At 70.1% G+C, this 14,420-nt stretch carries 16 protein-coding genes and 1 pseudogene; 7 read left to right on the forward strand and 10 right to left on the reverse strand.

Annotated elements, in window-relative coordinates; all coding sequences use genetic code 11:
• The first annotated feature begins 511 nt into the window (after positions 1–511).
• Positions 512–1,474: a helix-turn-helix domain-containing protein gene (locus tag ACFVXJ_RS00295; RefSeq protein ID WP_389656173.1), complete on the forward strand. Its 963-nt coding sequence runs from the start codon at positions 512–514 to the stop codon at positions 1,472–1,474.
• Between the two features lie 44 nt (positions 1,475–1,518).
• Here the strand turns inward: ACFVXJ_RS00295 and ACFVXJ_RS00300 are convergent, their stop codons facing one another.
• From ACFVXJ_RS00300 to ACFVXJ_RS00325, 6 genes are all read right to left on the reverse strand, one after another.
• Positions 1,519–1,896, reverse strand: a complete 378-nt coding sequence (locus tag ACFVXJ_RS00300) for a hypothetical protein (protein WP_389656175.1) — start codon at positions 1,894–1,896, stop codon at positions 1,519–1,521.
• 187 nt (positions 1,897–2,083) lie between these two features.
• The gene (locus ACFVXJ_RS00305; protein WP_389656178.1) at positions 2,084–2,518 is read right to left on the reverse strand and encodes a peptidase inhibitor family I36 protein; all 435 of its coding nucleotides are present in this window, start codon (positions 2,516–2,518) and stop codon (positions 2,084–2,086) included.
• A gap of 173 nt (positions 2,519–2,691) precedes the next feature.
• Positions 2,692–3,714: an ArsR/SmtB family transcription factor gene (locus ACFVXJ_RS00310; protein ID WP_389656181.1), complete on the reverse strand. Its 1,023-nt coding sequence runs from the start codon at positions 3,712–3,714 to the stop codon at positions 2,692–2,694.
• Positions 3,715–3,990: 276 nt separating this feature from the next.
• Complete coding sequence (locus tag ACFVXJ_RS00315) at positions 3,991–4,791, reverse strand: TIGR03943 family putative permease subunit (RefSeq protein WP_389656184.1); 801 nt, start codon at positions 4,789–4,791, stop codon at positions 3,991–3,993.
• Complete coding sequence (locus tag ACFVXJ_RS00320; RefSeq protein ID WP_389656187.1) at positions 4,788–5,795, reverse strand: permease; 1,008 nt, start codon at positions 5,793–5,795, stop codon at positions 4,788–4,790. Before ACFVXJ_RS00320 ends, ACFVXJ_RS00315 begins: the two co-directional genes overlap by 4 nt.
• 369 nt (positions 5,796–6,164) lie before the next feature.
• Positions 6,165–6,962 (reverse strand): metal ABC transporter permease, encoded by a 798-nt coding sequence (locus tag ACFVXJ_RS00325; protein WP_389658520.1) that lies wholly within the window; start codon positions 6,960–6,962, stop codon positions 6,165–6,167.
• On the opposite strand from ACFVXJ_RS00325, the gene ACFVXJ_RS00330 reads away from it, so the two are divergent.
• Positions 6,885–7,073: a hypothetical protein gene (locus ACFVXJ_RS00330; protein ID WP_389656190.1), complete on the forward strand. Its 189-nt coding sequence runs from the start codon at positions 6,885–6,887 to the stop codon at positions 7,071–7,073. The two genes, ACFVXJ_RS00325 and ACFVXJ_RS00330, sit on opposite strands and share 78 nt — an antisense overlap.
• A gap of 71 nt (positions 7,074–7,144) precedes the next feature.
• Here ACFVXJ_RS00330 and ACFVXJ_RS00335 read toward each other — a convergent pair whose 3' ends face one another.
• Positions 7,145–7,693: an ATP-binding cassette domain-containing protein gene (locus ACFVXJ_RS00335; RefSeq protein ID WP_389656193.1), complete on the reverse strand. Its 549-nt coding sequence runs from the start codon at positions 7,691–7,693 to the stop codon at positions 7,145–7,147.
• A gap of 313 nt (positions 7,694–8,006) precedes the next feature.
• Between ACFVXJ_RS00335 and rpmG the strand changes: the two genes are divergently transcribed.
• The 4 genes and pseudogenes from rpmG to rpsR all read left to right on the forward strand — a co-directional run bounded on the left by rpmG (position 8,007) and on the right by rpsR (position 9,891).
• On the forward strand, positions 8,007–8,171 hold the full coding sequence (gene rpmG, locus ACFVXJ_RS00340; protein ID WP_389656196.1) for a 50S ribosomal protein L33: 165 nt from the start codon (positions 8,007–8,009) through the stop codon (positions 8,169–8,171).
• Between the two features lie 28 nt (positions 8,172–8,199).
• On the forward strand, positions 8,200–8,448 hold the full coding sequence (locus ACFVXJ_RS00345) for a type B 50S ribosomal protein L31 (protein WP_389656199.1): 249 nt from the start codon (positions 8,200–8,202) through the stop codon (positions 8,446–8,448).
• Positions 8,449–8,474: 26 nt separating this feature from the next.
• A pseudogene (locus ACFVXJ_RS00350) lies at positions 8,475–9,588 on the forward strand (CobW family GTP-binding protein).
• Between the two features lie 66 nt (positions 9,589–9,654).
• Positions 9,655–9,891, forward strand: coding sequence for a 30S ribosomal protein S18 (gene rpsR, locus ACFVXJ_RS00355; RefSeq protein ID WP_389656202.1), 237 nt, complete (start codon positions 9,655–9,657; stop codon positions 9,889–9,891).
• Between the two features lie 477 nt (positions 9,892–10,368).
• On the opposite strand, the gene ACFVXJ_RS00360 is transcribed toward rpsR, so the two are convergent.
• The 3 genes from ACFVXJ_RS00360 to ACFVXJ_RS00370 form a co-directional block, all read right to left on the reverse strand.
• Complete coding sequence (locus ACFVXJ_RS00360) at positions 10,369–11,187, reverse strand: hypothetical protein (protein ID WP_389656205.1); 819 nt, start codon at positions 11,185–11,187, stop codon at positions 10,369–10,371.
• A gap of 133 nt (positions 11,188–11,320) precedes the next feature.
• Positions 11,321–11,827, reverse strand: coding sequence for a hypothetical protein (locus ACFVXJ_RS00365; protein ID WP_389656208.1), 507 nt, complete (start codon positions 11,825–11,827; stop codon positions 11,321–11,323).
• Between the two features lie 97 nt (positions 11,828–11,924).
• Positions 11,925–12,278: a hypothetical protein gene (locus tag ACFVXJ_RS00370; RefSeq protein WP_389656211.1), complete on the reverse strand. Its 354-nt coding sequence runs from the start codon at positions 12,276–12,278 to the stop codon at positions 11,925–11,927.
• Between the two features lie 443 nt (positions 12,279–12,721).
• Here ACFVXJ_RS00370 and ACFVXJ_RS00375 point away from each other — a divergent pair, with 443 nt between their 5' ends.
• Positions 12,722–14,338 carry an MFS transporter gene (locus ACFVXJ_RS00375; protein ID WP_389656214.1) on the forward strand — a complete coding sequence of 539 codons (1,617 nt, stop codon included), beginning with the start codon at positions 12,722–12,724 and terminating at the stop codon, positions 14,336–14,338.
• Positions 14,339–14,420: the final 82 nt, after the last annotated feature.

Consider the following 14,420-nt stretch of genomic DNA (forward strand, 5'->3'; position numbering starts at 1 on the left):
GGCCGACGGCAATCGCCGCGGGGACGGGCGGCACGAGCAGCGCGCCGACAGCGAGGGCAGCAGCGTTCCGACGGCTGAGCGGATGGGTCGGATCAGGCGATCTGCTTCTGCGGGTCCAGGTCGACCGCGATGTGGGCGGCGCCGTCACGGACTGCCTCGGTGGTCATGGAGGTCGTCACATCGGGGATGGACAGGTGCTGGGCAACGGCGATGACGTGTCCGCCATCGTGGAGTCCCCGCTCAACTGCGGGAGTTCCATGGGAAGCTGCCCGGACGGCACCGGGACGCACCCACGCCTGGCCGGCTCTGCGACCACGAACCGCCCCCGCGTGACCGTACGCGCCGAACACGCCGAACACGCCACCAACCGACCTGACCCCATGAGCCGCCCCCGTGCATCCGACGAACGTCCGCCGCGATGTCGATCCGCTACGGCCTGACACCCACATCCTGTCTTCGAGGCAGTACCCGCACGAGCGTCGGAAACGACCTGCCCCGTACAGTTTCGGACATGCCCACTGTCGCGCTGGCCGTCACCGACGGCATGCTCCACTACGAACTGTCCGTGGCGCTCGAGATCTTCGGGTCCGACCTGACCCACATCGTGGACCCCTGGTACGACTTCTCCCTCTGCGGGACCGGCCCGGTGCACGTCGGCCGCTTCCGCCTTGAACCCGACCACGGGCTCGCCCACCTCGCGCGAGCGGACACGGTGATCGTCCCCGGCTGGGCCGACACGGATCGCGAACCGCCCTCCGAACTGGTCGAGGCGGTGCGCACCGCGCACGCGGCCGGTGCCCGCGTGGCCTCGCTGTGCACCGGCGCCTTCATCTTGGGCGCGGCAGGACTGCTGGACGGCAGGCGCGCCACCACGCACTGGGCTCACACACGGGAATTGGCGCGTCGCAACCCGGCGGCCACCGTCGATCCGGACGTCCTCTACGTCGACAACGGCGACGTCCTCACCTCCGCCGGGAAGGCCGCCGCCATGGACCTGTGCCTGCACCTGGTCCGCCTCGACCACGGCTCGGTCAACGCCAACAAGATCGCCCGACGCCTGGTCATTCCACCCCACCGCGACGGCGGCCAAGCCCAGTTCATAGCCACCCCCCTCCCCACCCCGGGCAACCACCCCCTGAGTGAACTCTTCCCTTGGGCGTTGGAGCGGCTGGACCAACCGCTCACCGTCGAGGACCTGGCCCGCCAGGCCCGCATGAGCTCACGCCATCTCGCCCGGCACTTCAAACACCTCACCGGCACCACACCGCTGCAGTGGCTGCACACCCAGCGCATCCGCCATGCCCAGGAACTGCTGGAGACCACCAACGCCACCGTGGACACCATCGCCGTGGCGACCGGTATGGGCACTGCCACCACCCTGCGCCGCCACTTCCACCGCAGCGTCGGGGTCCCACCCGACACCTACCGCCGCACCTTCCGCGCCCAAGCAGTGCCGTTGGCCCTCCCGTCGTAGCGTTGCTTTCGCCGAACGGTGACGATGGCCGCGCGATGGCGGCGTCAGCCCCGAGCTGCGACCGCCGCCTCGAGGAAGGTCCAGCCATCGACCTTCGCTTCCTGCCTCTCCCCCGGTTCCCATCCGCGCGCCAGCGCCGTATCGAGGAGGAACCGTACGGTGCCCGGCTCGTGCAGGTTCAGGGCGCCGACGCCGACGGCCCCCACCTCTCCCGACCCCGTGGTAAAACCCGAGACGTAGCGACCGGGGCCCTCATCGAAGACGAAGCGCAGCAGACCGCCGCTGCCCGACGGTCGAGAGACCAGGGTGAGAGTCTTGCGGCAGCCGCCGTCTTCCAGCACGCAGTGACCGTGGCGCACCGTCCACAAGTAGGTACGCCCGTCCGCGACGAGCCGACGGGACTTCTTCGAAGATCGGGGCACGCGTCCGAGCGTACGCGGCCGGACGGACTCCTACGCTGCCCGCTGCGGTCGGGTGCCGTAGGCCACCTGTGCGCGGGTCGTGCCCCGGTGTGGCCGACGATGGTGCCCACGGAGCCGGGGGGTTGTGAGCGAGGCGGCTTGCCCTGGTCGGCGGCGATGGCGTGCCACGGTCGCGAGGCGGCTTCGCCTATGAGCCCTTGTAGGAACCGATCGGAGTCGTAGTCCCGCAGGACGCCCCGCCCAGCTTCTGTACCGCCGAGATCCGGTCGTGCAGGCCGAACCAGTCACCCAGCTTCGACACCGAATAACCCGGCCGGACACAGTACTTGGCGCCCCGGTTGTACGCGTCGACGTAGACGTACCAGGACACGCTGTTGCGGTTCCACAAGGAGTCGAACCGGTCGTTGTCACCGCCGAGAGCGGGCGCGGAGGCCGTGTAGGCGGTGAAGATGCCGCCGTAGTCCGCATCGGACCAGGCACACAGGCGGTTGTCGGCACACTGGGCGGTACTCGCCGACGCGGGTGCCTGAGCCGTCGCGAAGGCGATCACCGCGGCGCCCACGAGGACTGCGGCTCGCTCCGCCGCACGGCGCGGGCGGGACTTGATACTCCGTGAACTCATTGCAGCTGTCATGCGCGTGCTCCCACCTCTGTTGCGGATGTGGTGATGTGCGGGTGCGGTGCCTGGCGGATGTGGTCCCGTGGCGGATGTGGTGCCGCAGGACTCTGCGGGCCGGCGCCGTCCCGAATCCTGCCGACGACCGGGTTCCGCCGGCCACGCTCTTAAGCCACGGCTTAAGAGCGGCCGCCCTTTCTCGCCCGCTCTCGCATCCCGCCGATCAGCTCACGTCCGAGGGCCGTCGTCACGTGCAGCACGGAACCGCCCCTGCGACTCGTGGTGATGAGGCCCGCGCCGCGCAGGGCCTTGGTGTGCTGACTCGCCGCCGCCGGCGTGATGCCGAGCCGTCCGGCGAGTTCGGTGGTACCGCAGCCGTCCACGAGGAGTCGCAGCGCGGCTGCCCGGGTACGGCCCAGCAGGGCACCGAGGGCCTCGCCGGCGTCCGTGCCGGTGCCGTCGTGCCACAGGGTAGAACCGTTCGCCGTATCGGTCACCGCCGGCACGGTCAGCCGGGGCACCGACTCCTCGTCGTACGGGTCGTACAGCAAGCTGAGCTCGCGCCAGGAGAAGACCGTCGGCGCGAGGACGAGACCCCGGCCGCCCAGATGGACATCGACCGGCCGGGGGTAGCGCACCTCCAGCACCGGCGCGCTCCAACGCACCAGCGGCGGGCACAACGTGGCAAGCAGGCCCTCAACGCCGGTCTCCAGGAAAGTACGGGCGTACTGCGCGCGTACCGCTTCGAGGCGCGACCGGGCGGCCGACCAGTACGGCCCGACGGTCACGCGGTGGCAAGCGGCGAGGGCTGTCGCCAGTTGCCGGCGGGCTTCGCCGTCCCCCTCGGCGACAGTCCGTGCCCAGGAGGAGTGGACGGAGTCGAAGGCCACCGCCTCCAGCTCTCGGCGTACGCGTGCGCGTGGAGCCCGCAGCAGGGTGTCGACGGCCTGGTCGATGTCGGGCGAGTCCCCGGCCAAGGCCAGCAGGTCCAGCCCGGGGCCGCGGTCCGGCATGAGTGCGGTGAGCGGCTCGGCGTCCTGCGGGAGTCGGCCTGTCACCTTCGTGCGCCAGTGCCGGAAGGGCACCGCGAGGGAGCGTCGGCTCAGCATCTCCAGGCTGTAATAGGTCTCCGCCGCCGCCCCGATCGTGGCGGCCACTCGTGTCCGGGCGAGATCGTCCGCGGTGAAATGAATACGCAACACGAATGGCCCCACTGATCCCGGGCTCGTACGGCGACGCGGGCTGATCCGACGTCACTCGCGACGGGCCGCTCGCGTGGCGGGCGGCGGTAGGAATTGTCCGGTGCTCCCCGTGGCGCTGCAACGCCGTTTCCAGACCTTTTGTGTACGGGGGCCGGCGGGTGGTGCGGCGCCGCCGGCGTTCGTTCTCACCGCCGGACAAGGAGACCTACTCGTCCCGCGCGATCCGCGACCACCCGCGTAGGCGTGGCCTCGCCGAGCCGAGGCGGTGGCCGGCGGCTAGGAGCGCGAGGGGACGAGCGGCAGACTGTCGCTGTACCCGTTTACCGGCCGCTCGACCTCCTCGACCGTGAGGGCGTCCAGTTCGGCCGGGGCGGACTGCGTGCCGAGCGTGCCGCCGGGGTGCCAGGTACCGGTGACCGAGACCCAGGTGTCGGCGGGTAGGGAGGGTGCGCCGTGGACGCGGACCTTCACGGACTGTGCGTCCGCGGCGCAGCACGAGATGATGATCCGGGTGAGGTACCAGCCGTCATGCCGCTGATCGAGCGTGACCAGCCCGCTCATCTGGACCGTCCGTCCCTTGATGGCCTGGCTGCTGTCCTGCTGCACGCGTCGTGTGAACTGCGTGAGGGTCATCGGCAGCGGTGAGGTGGCGGGCAGCGCCTCGAAGCTCTGCTGCGCCGTGACGACCTTGGCGGAGTCGCGGGAGGCGGTATACGAGCCGAGGGCGGGCGGGGCGTACACGAGCAGGCTCAGGGCGGGCAGGAACAGCAGCCAGGCCACCCGGGGGGCGCTGGAATGGTCGTGCCCGTGTGCGTGCGCCGGTTCGACCATGTCGTTCGGGTCGTCGCCGTCGGCCGCGTGCTCGTGTGTCTTTGCGGCCCCGCGCCGCGGGTTGGCGGGTCTGCGGTGGAACCAGAGGTCCGCCGTCACCAGCACCAGCAGCACGACGCCGGAGACGATCAGCACGGGCCGCATGCCCGGCTTGACGTACCTCAGGCACAGGTCGGTGAACAGCGAGACGTGCAGCAGGCCGGAGCCGATGAGGAAGAGCAGGAACACCTGTGCCGACCGCTTCACAGCAGCACTCCTCCGATCAGGACGCTGGACAGCACCGCCACGACTGTCGTGGCGCTGGAGAAGCGGACCGCGAAGGCCCGGCCGAACGTGCCCGCCTGCAGGGCGATGAGTTTCAGGTCGACCATCGGGCCGACCACCATGAACGCCAGCCGCGCCAAGGGCGAGAAGCCGGTGAGTGAGGCCGCCACGAACGCGTCGGCTTCGGAGCACACCGCGAGGACGATGGCGAGGGCCGCCAGGAAGAGCACGGACAGCCAGGGCGAGCCGGAGACCACGTCGAGCACCGAACGCGGAACCGCCACGTTGAAGGTGGCCGCCGCCATCGCTCCGAGGACGAGGAATCCCCCGGCGTGCAGGAAGTCGTGCTGGAAGCCGAGCCGGAACTCACTCCAGCGGCTGCGCCCCGTCTGGTGACCGGTGAACCGCGCGACAGGACGCAGCCACTCCTCGCGGCCCAGCCAGAGCCAGAGCCAGCCCATCACCGCGGCGGTGGCGAGCGAGGCGAGGAGCCGGGCCAGGACCATCGCGGGACTGCCGGGGAATGCGATGGCCGTGGCGGTCAGTACGACGGGGTTGATGGCGGGGGCGGACAGCAGGAAGGCGAAGGCCGCGGCCGGGGTGACTCCTCGGCCGATCAGGCTGTTGGCGACCGGGACCGACGCACATTCGCAGCCGGGCAGGACCACTCCGGCCAGGCCGGCGACCGGGACGGCGAGCGCCGGCCGCTTGGGCAGCATCCGGGTGAAGACGCGCTCGGGCACGAAGGCGTTGATGGCACCCGACAGCGCCGTGCCGAGCAGCAGGAACGGCAGCGCCTGAACGGTGACGGCGAGACAGACGGTCCGCCAGGCCTGCACCGCCGCCGCGTCCAGCCATCCACCACCGACCAGGATCACGACACCGCACACGGCCATCGCCATGGCCCACAGGTACACCCAGCCTGGGACCGGTTCGCGGATGGAGGCGCCGTGGGGTGGGGCAGCGGCCCCGGCAACTTCAGCCATCTCGTGCACGCCTTCTCCACATGTCGGACGTTCGGCGGTCGAAATATAGCTGGCGTCGGGCCAGGAGGACCGACTGGCCGCTCGTCTGCGAGCCGTCGTCCGGCCACGAGCCAGGCACCATGTGCCGCATGCGTCCGTCCCGACCGACACACGGTCGGCCCGCCAGATCTGCACATCGAAAATCCACTCGGCTGTTCGCCGGGAGTGTCGCGGCCGCCGCCCCGCTCGGACTGCGCACGATGTACCTACGGCTCCTGGGCAGACCCACCGGTGAGCCGTCGACGGCGGGCTGAGCTACGTGGCGTCAGAAACGGTGTGCTGACGTGGCGTGCGGACGTGCTGTCGGCCGTTCCGACAGCGCGCCTTCGCTCAGGCGCCGGTCGGGATGGCGGTTTGCGTACGACGACCGGGGCCGGGCCGTCGTATCAGGAACGTCGCGGCGTAGCCGGCCGTGGCGACCGCCGTGATCGCGAAGCTCGGCGGCATCCTCGGTACCGCGTACGAGGCGAACAAGCCCGCCCACATCTCCAGGACCCCCGACCCGGCGGACAGGGCAAGCGCCCGGAAAGGGCGGTCGGTGAGCCGGATCGCGACTCCCGCGGGGGCCGCGAGCAGGCCGAGCAGGAGCAGGGAGCCGACCGCCTGGGTGGCCTCGGCGGCGCTGATCCCGGCCAGGACGAGGAAGCCGTAGCCGAGCGGGCGCACCGGGACCCCGCGGGCGGCGGCCACGGCCTCGTCGAGCGTGGCGAACAGCAGTGGCCGGGCGATCAGGACCACCAGCAGGGCGACGCCGACGGCCACCAGGGCCGCGACGATGGCGCTGCCTGCGGGGATGCCGAAGATGGAGCCGAACAACACGCTGACGCCTCCGGTTCCGTTGGTGGTGCTGCGGGACGTCGTATAGACGGTGGTGAAGAAGGCGCCCAGGCCCAGGATCCAGGAGAAGACGCTACCGATGACCACGTCGTCGGGGCGCGCCCGACGGCCGAGGGTGCCGATGAGCAGCGCCATGGCGGCCGTGGCGGCGAGCAGGCCCAGGCGAAGGTCGGCGCCGAGGGCGAGGGCCGCCATCGCGCCGGTGAAGGCGACGTGGCTGAGAGCGTCGCCGGTGAAGACCTGGGCGCGCAGGACGAGGAAGTAGCCGACCAGGCCGCAGGCGGCGGCGATGGCGGTCCCGACGAGGACGGCGTGCCGGAAGAACGGCTGGGACAGCGCAGAGGCGGCGAGCAGGAAGAGCGGAGACCACGGCCACGACCGCGCCCGCGCGAAACGCGCTGACCATCAACGGGTACGACCACATCTGCCGGCAGTCGGCCAGGAGGTTCCACGACCCGGGCGGCGCCACCGTCTCAACCGGCGGCATGACCGCTCCCCGTGGTGTCGTGCCGGTCGGTGTGGACGGCTGGTGCCTCCGGCTGACCCACCACGACCAGCCGCCCGTCCGAGGCCCTCAGCACCTCGACCGGCGTCCCGTACAGCCGGGTCAGCGTCTCAGAAGTGATGACCTCGCCCGGCGCGCCGGCGGCGGCCCCGCCCTCGGCCAGGTACACCACCCGGTCCAGGTGGTGGAGGATCGGATTCACGTCGTGGGCGACCATGACCACCGACACGCCCTCCTGGTGACAGATGCGCCCGATCAGTGCCGCGACGGCGCTCTGGTTGGGCAGGTCGAGGCTGTCCAACGGCTCCTCCAGCAGGAGCAGTTCCGGTCGACGGACGAGCGCTTGGGCGATCAGCAGCCGCTGCTGCTCGTCGCCCGAACACTGCCCGATGGGCCGGTGTGCGTACGCCGCCGCACCGACCAGTTCGATCACCTCGTCCACCCGCGCGCGGGCGGCCCGCCGCCGCGCGCTCGGGAGCGGCAGCGACACCCCCCACCGGTCGCCGTCCCGGCCCATGCGCACCACATCGACACCGCGGATCCTCAGGGAGGCGTCGAACGCAGGGTCAGGAACTCGTCTTCATCGGCACGGGCCTGCGCGCCGACGCGCTGTGGGCGGCCCTCGAAGCCTGCCTGCTCGACCCGGGGGAAGCCGTGCCGCCGTGGACGCGTTCCCCACTGGCAGACGTACGGGATCGACGACGCCTGCGAGCACGAATCCCCCGCCCCTCAGGCGGCCTGACACTCCGGGCCGGACGGTGGTCGCAGCCACGGCACCGTCCGACCCGGTCCTTTATTGAACATGATTCCCATTACCGTATACTGAGGCCATGGCACGCAACGAAGCACGCCCGATCACCAAGCTCCGCTCCACCGCCGGCACCGGCTACACCTACGTCACCCGCAAGAACCGGCGCAACGACCCGGACCGCCTGGTCCTGCGCAAGTACGACCCGGTCGCCCGCCGGCACGTCGACTTCCGCGAAGAGCGCTGACCCCTCAACCCCCGGAAAGAGCAACCCCATGAGGCCCGGAATCCACCCCGCCTACGCGCCTGTCGTCTTCCGCGACAAGGCCGCCGACTTCGCCTTCCTCACCCGCTCCACCGCCACCAGCGACAAGACGATCGAGTGGGAGGACGGCAACACCTACCCCGTCATCGACGTCGAGATCTCCTCCCAGAGTCACCCCTTCTACACCGGAACCGCCCGCGTCCTGGACACCGCCGGCCGTGTCGAACGCTTCGAGCGCCGCTACGGAGGGCGCAAGTGACCCTCCCCGTCGTGATCGTCGCCGGCATGCACACCGACGCGCGCAAGGAGACCGTCGAACACCTGCTGCGCAGCGTTCCCGGGAAGCATCGCCCTGCACCACGATCTGTCATCGGCCGCCGGGGGCAACGTACTTCGTACGCTGCGCGATTCCGGGGGCGCGATCTCCGCCGACGAGACCGCGCTGGTCAACGACTGCGCCTGCTGCGCGCTGCGCGAGGACCTCGTCCCCGAGTTGGAACGACTGGCCGCCGGCGGGCTGACCCGGCTGGCCGTGGTGGAACTCTGGGAGTCCGTCGAGCCGAGGGCGATGGCAGAGGTGATCGTCGCGCACGGCGGTGACGTACTGGAACTCAGCAACGTGATCACCGCCGTCGACCCCGCGCTCGTCCTGCCCTGTCTTGCCAACGGGGACGATCTCGCCGAGGCCGGACTCGCCGCGGCGGCCACCGACCAGCGCACCGTCGGGGACACCTGGGCCCGACAGCTCGAATACGCGCCGGTCCTCGCGATCGCCGACAGCGAGGAGACCGACGAGGAGGACCGCGCCCTGCTCACCCAACTCCACCCGACCGCCCGCCAGGTACCCACCGGCTCCAGCGAACTCACCCGCCTGGCCTTCGCCGGCTTCGACGTGGAGACGGCCGCCGCCGCCCAACATCCGGCCTGCGCGCTCCTCCCCCAGGAAGCCGACGAAGCCGGAGTCGCCACGCTCGTCTGGCGGCGGCGCCGGCCGTTCCACCCCGGGCGGCTCTACCAGGCCCTGGAAGACCTGACCTGCGCCGCGGCCCGCAGCCGCGGCCGGTTCTGGCTCGCCGACCGCCCCGACACCCTCCTGGCCTGGCACGCGGCCGGTGGCGCGCTGTGCGTCGAGAACGCCGGCCCTTGGCTGGCCTCGCTCCCCGACGCCGCCTGGGACCTGGTCCCCGCCATGCGTCAGGCCGCGGCCGCCCTCGACTGGGACCCGGACCACGGCGACTGCTGCCAACACCTGGTCTTCACCTCGCCGGGTCTGGACCGCGACGGGATCGAACAGCTCCTGGATTCCTGCCTCGTGACCGAAGCCGAGTACGCGGCCGGGCGCGAGGCGTGGAAGCGGCTTCCCGCCGCCTTCGGTCCGTTGCTCGACCCCGTCTCCTGAACCGACCGATGCACTGACCCGACAACCCATCCACCGACCCGACACCCGGACATGTGAGGAACCCCCATGCCCCGCCGCCCCGCCCCCGGCAAGCCCTTGAAGTCCCGCCCCAACCCGCTGGACACCGCCGGAATCACATACATCGACTACAAGGACACCGACCTGCTCCGTAGGTTCATCTCCGACCGCGGCAAGATCCGCAGCCGCCGCGTCACCCGCGTCACCGCCCGGCAGCAGCGCCGACTCGCCCTGGCCATCAAGAACGCCCGCGAGATGGCCCTCCTCCCCTACCCCGGCCGGTAGCGGAGGGGTGCGACTGCCCAGGCGAGCCGAGTCGCAGACGACGGCGACACCAGTGAGAATCCGGTGTAGTGCGGGGACACCTGCAACCCTGATGACAGGAGCCTGACGCTAAGCTCCGTCGCCGGAGAACTCGCGGGATGCCGCACGTGAAGTCGTGCCACTCCGCTTCCCGCCACGGTCCCGGGTGCGGGGGATATCCCAGTTCAGCGACGGATCGTAGCGATCTATCAGCCTGTGCAAGCCGTCGCGGAGGGCGTGACTGATCGGCAGTCGGTCCAGTTCGACCGGGTACCCCCACACCTCGCTGCCCTCGGGCGTGACCGGCCAAAGGACCGCGCCTGATCCTGCGTCGAAGAAGAACCTGGCGGTGACCACGGCGTCGATCTCTCAAAGTATCGGTTTAAGCGGCCACCACGGTACTTGACGAGGCCGGCGCAGCAGCCCCCACGGTCCCCCCGATGGGCTGACCCCCCGCCTTCATCCCGATCGCAGATCGATCGGACGAAGCTGGTCGGTGGACGGCCTGGCTAGAGCGAGACGGGTCCAACGCCGCAGCTCCTCTTCGTGGCTGCCTGTCTCCGTCTGTCGGGCGACCCCCGCAGTGCCGTCGGGTGTCATATCGCCATTACGGGAGAGGAGTCGCAGTGGCCAGGCGGGGACCGTGGGCTGCCGGCCGTCGAAGGAATGCCAGTCCCAGGGGCCGTCGAACCGCCAGGCACGCCCATCATGGTCAACGATTTCGTCGCCTGCCTCAAGGAAGGCGTAGGGGCGGAACAGCAACTCGATGCGAATCGGTTCGCCGCCGACCGGATCGAGGGCATATCCCTGATCCTCGAGCTCGGGATCGTGGGCTTCGCCCTGCCGCAGGATTTCGAGGTAGCAGGCAGGGCGGGGCAGCATGCCGGTCAGCAGAGGTGGATCGAAGTGGTGGACGGACGCGACGTGCACCACGGTCGGCGCGATTCCCACCAGGCAGGTATCGCCGGCCTTGAGGTCTGTTTCCGCAGGCACGGTACGGAAGTAGGTGCTGTCCCAGTCGAAAGCCTCCGGAGTGGGCAGCGCGGTCTCGCCGTTCCAACGGAAGCTGTGCGCCTCCGGATCGACGTCGTTCCACGGCCACCGTACGGACACGTACAGGCGAGAGACAGACGCGACGGTGGTCTCGGTGGGCGGGCATTCCAGCATCAGCACATCACCGGGCCGAAACCGGACATCACCGCCGTCCAGGCGCCGCCGGCCGGTCGACCCTTCTTCCGAGTCACCCATCATGTCCTCCTCGTCAACTGGAGCGATCATCACAGACAGGGACCTGCCCGCCCTCCACAGGGGCCCCGTCGGCCATGCGCTGCTGCTTGACGGCCGGGAGATGCCTCACGTTCACCCTTCGATCGGCCGGTACGAAGTCCTCGGGCCAGGCGACCGCCGGCCCCTAAGCCCGGACGACCAGTTCGTGTTCGTCGAGCGCGGTACGGAATCCGTACGCGCCGATCGCGAGCGGCCCGAGAGCGGCAGTGGCCGCCCAGGCGTGGCCGATCCGAAGGAGTTCGAAGCCGGCCGTGCTGCCGTCCACGCCGATACCGAGCGTCGGTGTATGCCTGCGCAGGGGCAGGAACTCCTCCGCCGCGCTGCGGAAGTCGGCCTCGATGCGTTTCCCCCGCGGGGCGCCGTAGCGGAACGCGAGATTCAGGGCCCCCGCGAGGCTGTCGACGCGGGCGTGGGTCAGCGCCTCCGCAGGAGTGTGGTCCTTGAGGTAGCGGCCGGTGCTCCGCCACGTGGAGACGACGAGAGTGGCCCCCCGTTCCGGCAGGCGATACCCGTGACTCACGTAAGACAGGGGCTGGTCGGGCCTGCCCTTGATCGTGCCCCACGCTTCGAGCCACTGCTCTTCGGCGCCCCGCGAGATCCCGTGGTGGCTGCCGGACTGGCCGCGCCGCATCCGCTACCGGACTATGCGCGAGGACCCCTTCGTCAGACCGGTCACGGCTGACCAGGGCATCGCATCAAGATCGTGTGACGAGCTCTGAAGCCCGGTCCTACCCGCCAGTCCCGCCGAGGCCCGGTCCACGCACTTCTTTGATGATCTTCACCAGAGCCGCTATGGCGTGGAAGAGCGTCGTCGTCCCAAGCAAGACGGCACCGAAGACGATCCACCCGTCCAGTTGGGGCTCGGTCCTTTTGTGCCGGGCCGGCTCGCTTCCCGGTTCGGGCACGGCCGGCGGATCAGCTCCCAACATCTCCCTGACGATCTCCACAGAGCCGGCGATCGCGTGGAAGAACGCTCCTGCCGCCATCGTTGCGGCGCCGATGAACAGCCAGCCCGCCCGGCCGATCTCCTCCGGGGGCTGTGCCAGCGTGGCCATCGCTTTGCGGTGTCCGATACGGAGCATGCGGTCCACCTCCTTCGCCCGCCTGCGCCCGCGCCGCCTCCGCCCGGTCACCTGAAGGGGGCGAAAGAACTCCGGCGACCCGTGGTCCCAGTTGCGAACCAGGCCCATTTCCGGGGCGCCCGAGGCCGAGGGCGTGTCGCTTCGCGGGGGCAGTAGCGGCCCTTTGAAGACAGGGCCGACAGCGCTTGCAAAGAGCCCGCTTTGAGCGCCGCTGAAATAGTGCGGCACAATCGAATGCCCGGCTTCAAGCAGCTTACTGCCGACCGACGGCGCCCGCATTTCTGCTGTCTGGCTTTTGTGTCGTTGGCGGCGCGCCGCCGGCGCCGAGCCGGCCCGGCAACCGCTCGGTGCGAGAAGGTCGGCGTCGCCCCCGCCACCGCCAAGCGGCTGACCTCCGTGGCGGGTCGCGGGGGCGACCTCGGAACAATCGTCACTATTCATCCATGGCACCCATCGCAGATGCCGACGCGAAGCCGACGACAGGGCGCCTCGTCCTGATGACACTCGCGGCCGGTCAGTTCTTGATGGCCCTCGACAGCTCTGTCATGAACGTGTCCATCGCGACGGTGGCCGAGGATGTGGGCACGACGGTGACCGGCATTCAAGGGGCCATCACGGCCTACACCCTCGTGATGGCGATGTTCATGATCCCCGGCGGGAAAGTCGGCGCCCTGATCGGCCGCAGACGTGCCTTCATGATCGGCTGCGCTGTCTACGGCTGCGGCTCCCTGGCCACGGCACTCGCACCGAACCTGACGGTCCTGATGCTCGGCTGGGCGTTCCTCGAGGGGATCGGAGCCTCGCTCATCCTGCCCGCGATCGTGACCCTCGTGGCGAGCAATTTCGCCGTCGAACGCCGGCCCGCCGCCTACGGACTCGTCGCGGCCGCAGGAGCCGTGGCCATCGCGTTGGGGCCACTCATCGGGGGTCTCGCAACCACGTACTTCTCCTGGCGCTGGGTGTTCGCCGGTGAGGTCGTCGTGGTGCTCGGCATCATGCTGCTCGCCCGCCGCATCGCCGAGGCGCCCATCGGCGAACGCGCCCGGATCGACGTCATCGGCGCCGTGCTCTCCGCCCTCGGCCTCGGCACCTTCGTCTACGGAGTGCTCCGCTCCGACGAATGGGGCTGGTTCCGGCCGAAACCCGACGCGCCTTCGTGGCTCGGGGTTTCGCTCGTCGTGTGGCTGATGCTGGCCGGTCTGCTGCTGATCTGGCTCTTCCTCCGCTGGGAGGCCCGCGTCCTGCGGCGGGACAGGGAGCCACTCGTCGACCCGGCCATGTTCCGGAACAAGCAGCTCACCGGCGGCCTGACGTTGTTCTTCTTCCAGTACCTCGTACAGATGGGCGTGTTCTTCGTCGTACCGCTCTATCTGTCGGTCGCCCTGGGCCTGACCGCGCTGCAGACCGGAGCCCGCATCCTGCCCCTCTCCCTGACCCTGCTGGCGGCCGCGATCCTGATCCCACGCCTCCTCCCCGACGTCTCGCCGCGTCGGGTGGTTCGGCTCGGGGTCCTCGCGCTGCTCGCGGGCGCGGTGGTTCTGATGGCCGCGCTCGACACCGGCGCCGGTGGGGAGATCGTCACCATCCCGCTCCTGCTGATCGGGCTCGGCATGGGCGCGCTGGCCTCCCAGCTCGGGTCGGTCACCGTGTCCGCAGTCCCGGAAGCCCAGAGCGCGGAAGTCGGTGGCGTACAGAACGCCGTCACCAACCTCGGTGCCTCGATCGGCACGGCACTCGCCGGGTCAATCATGATCGCCACGCTCACGACGTCGTTCCTGACCAGTGTCGAGCAGAACCCGGCGGTCCCGGACCAGGTAAAGAGCCAAGCCCACGTCGAACTCCAAAGCGGGGCTCCGTTCCTGTCGGACGCACAACTGAAGGCAGCTCTCGACAACGCCGGTGTGAGCGCGAAAACATCCCAGGAAGTGCTCGACGCCAACACCGAAGCAAGGCTCGACGGCCTGCGCGCCGCACTCGCCGCACTCGCCCTCGCCGCTCTCCTCGCCTTGTTCTTCACCTCACGGATCCCGGCGCACCAGCCTCGCGCCACGAAGTCGTAGCTCCGGGCCGGCCGCAGTGGTGTGACGGCCTGGCGGCGCGTCCTCGGGACCGAACCGAGGCGGGCGTCTGGGCCCGGCTGTA

It is taken from the genome of Streptomyces sp. NPDC058279 (genome assembly GCF_042881255.1).
Classification (GTDB): Bacteria; Actinomycetota; Actinomycetes; order Streptomycetales; family Streptomycetaceae; genus Streptomyces.

Bases quoted from the DNA above. Each gene is read 5' to 3' on its own strand.
- ACFVXJ_RS00295 (WP_389656173.1), top strand. From the start codon at position 512: ATGCCCACTGTCGCGCTGGCCGTCACCGACGGCATGCTCCACTACGAA.
- ACFVXJ_RS00305 (WP_389656178.1), bottom strand. From the start codon at position 2,518: ATGAGTTCACGGAGTATCAAGTCCCGCCCGCGCCGTGCGGCGGAGCGA.
- ACFVXJ_RS00320 (WP_389656187.1), bottom strand. From the start codon at position 5,795: ATGGCTGAAGTTGCCGGGGCCGCTGCCCCACCCCACGGCGCCTCCATC.
- ACFVXJ_RS00335 (WP_389656193.1), bottom strand. From the start codon at position 7,693: ATGGGCCGGGACGGCGACCGGTGGGGGGTGTCGCTGCCGCTCCCGAGC.
- rpmG (WP_389656196.1), top strand. From the start codon at position 8,007: ATGGCACGCAACGAAGCACGCCCGATCACCAAGCTCCGCTCCACCGCC.
- ACFVXJ_RS00345 (WP_389656199.1), top strand. From the start codon at position 8,200: ATGAGGCCCGGAATCCACCCCGCCTACGCGCCTGTCGTCTTCCGCGAC.
- rpsR (WP_389656202.1), top strand. From the start codon at position 9,655: ATGCCCCGCCGCCCCGCCCCCGGCAAGCCCTTGAAGTCCCGCCCCAAC.
- ACFVXJ_RS00360 (WP_389656205.1), bottom strand. From the start codon at position 11,187: ATGATCGCTCCAGTTGACGAGGAGGACATGATGGGTGACTCGGAAGAA.
- ACFVXJ_RS00365 (WP_389656208.1), bottom strand. From the start codon at position 11,827: ATGCGGCGCGGCCAGTCCGGCAGCCACCACGGGATCTCGCGGGGCGCC.
- ACFVXJ_RS00370 (WP_389656211.1), bottom strand. From the start codon at position 12,278: ATGCTCCGTATCGGACACCGCAAAGCGATGGCCACGCTGGCACAGCCC.
- ACFVXJ_RS00375 (WP_389656214.1), top strand. From the start codon at position 12,722: ATGGCACCCATCGCAGATGCCGACGCGAAGCCGACGACAGGGCGCCTC.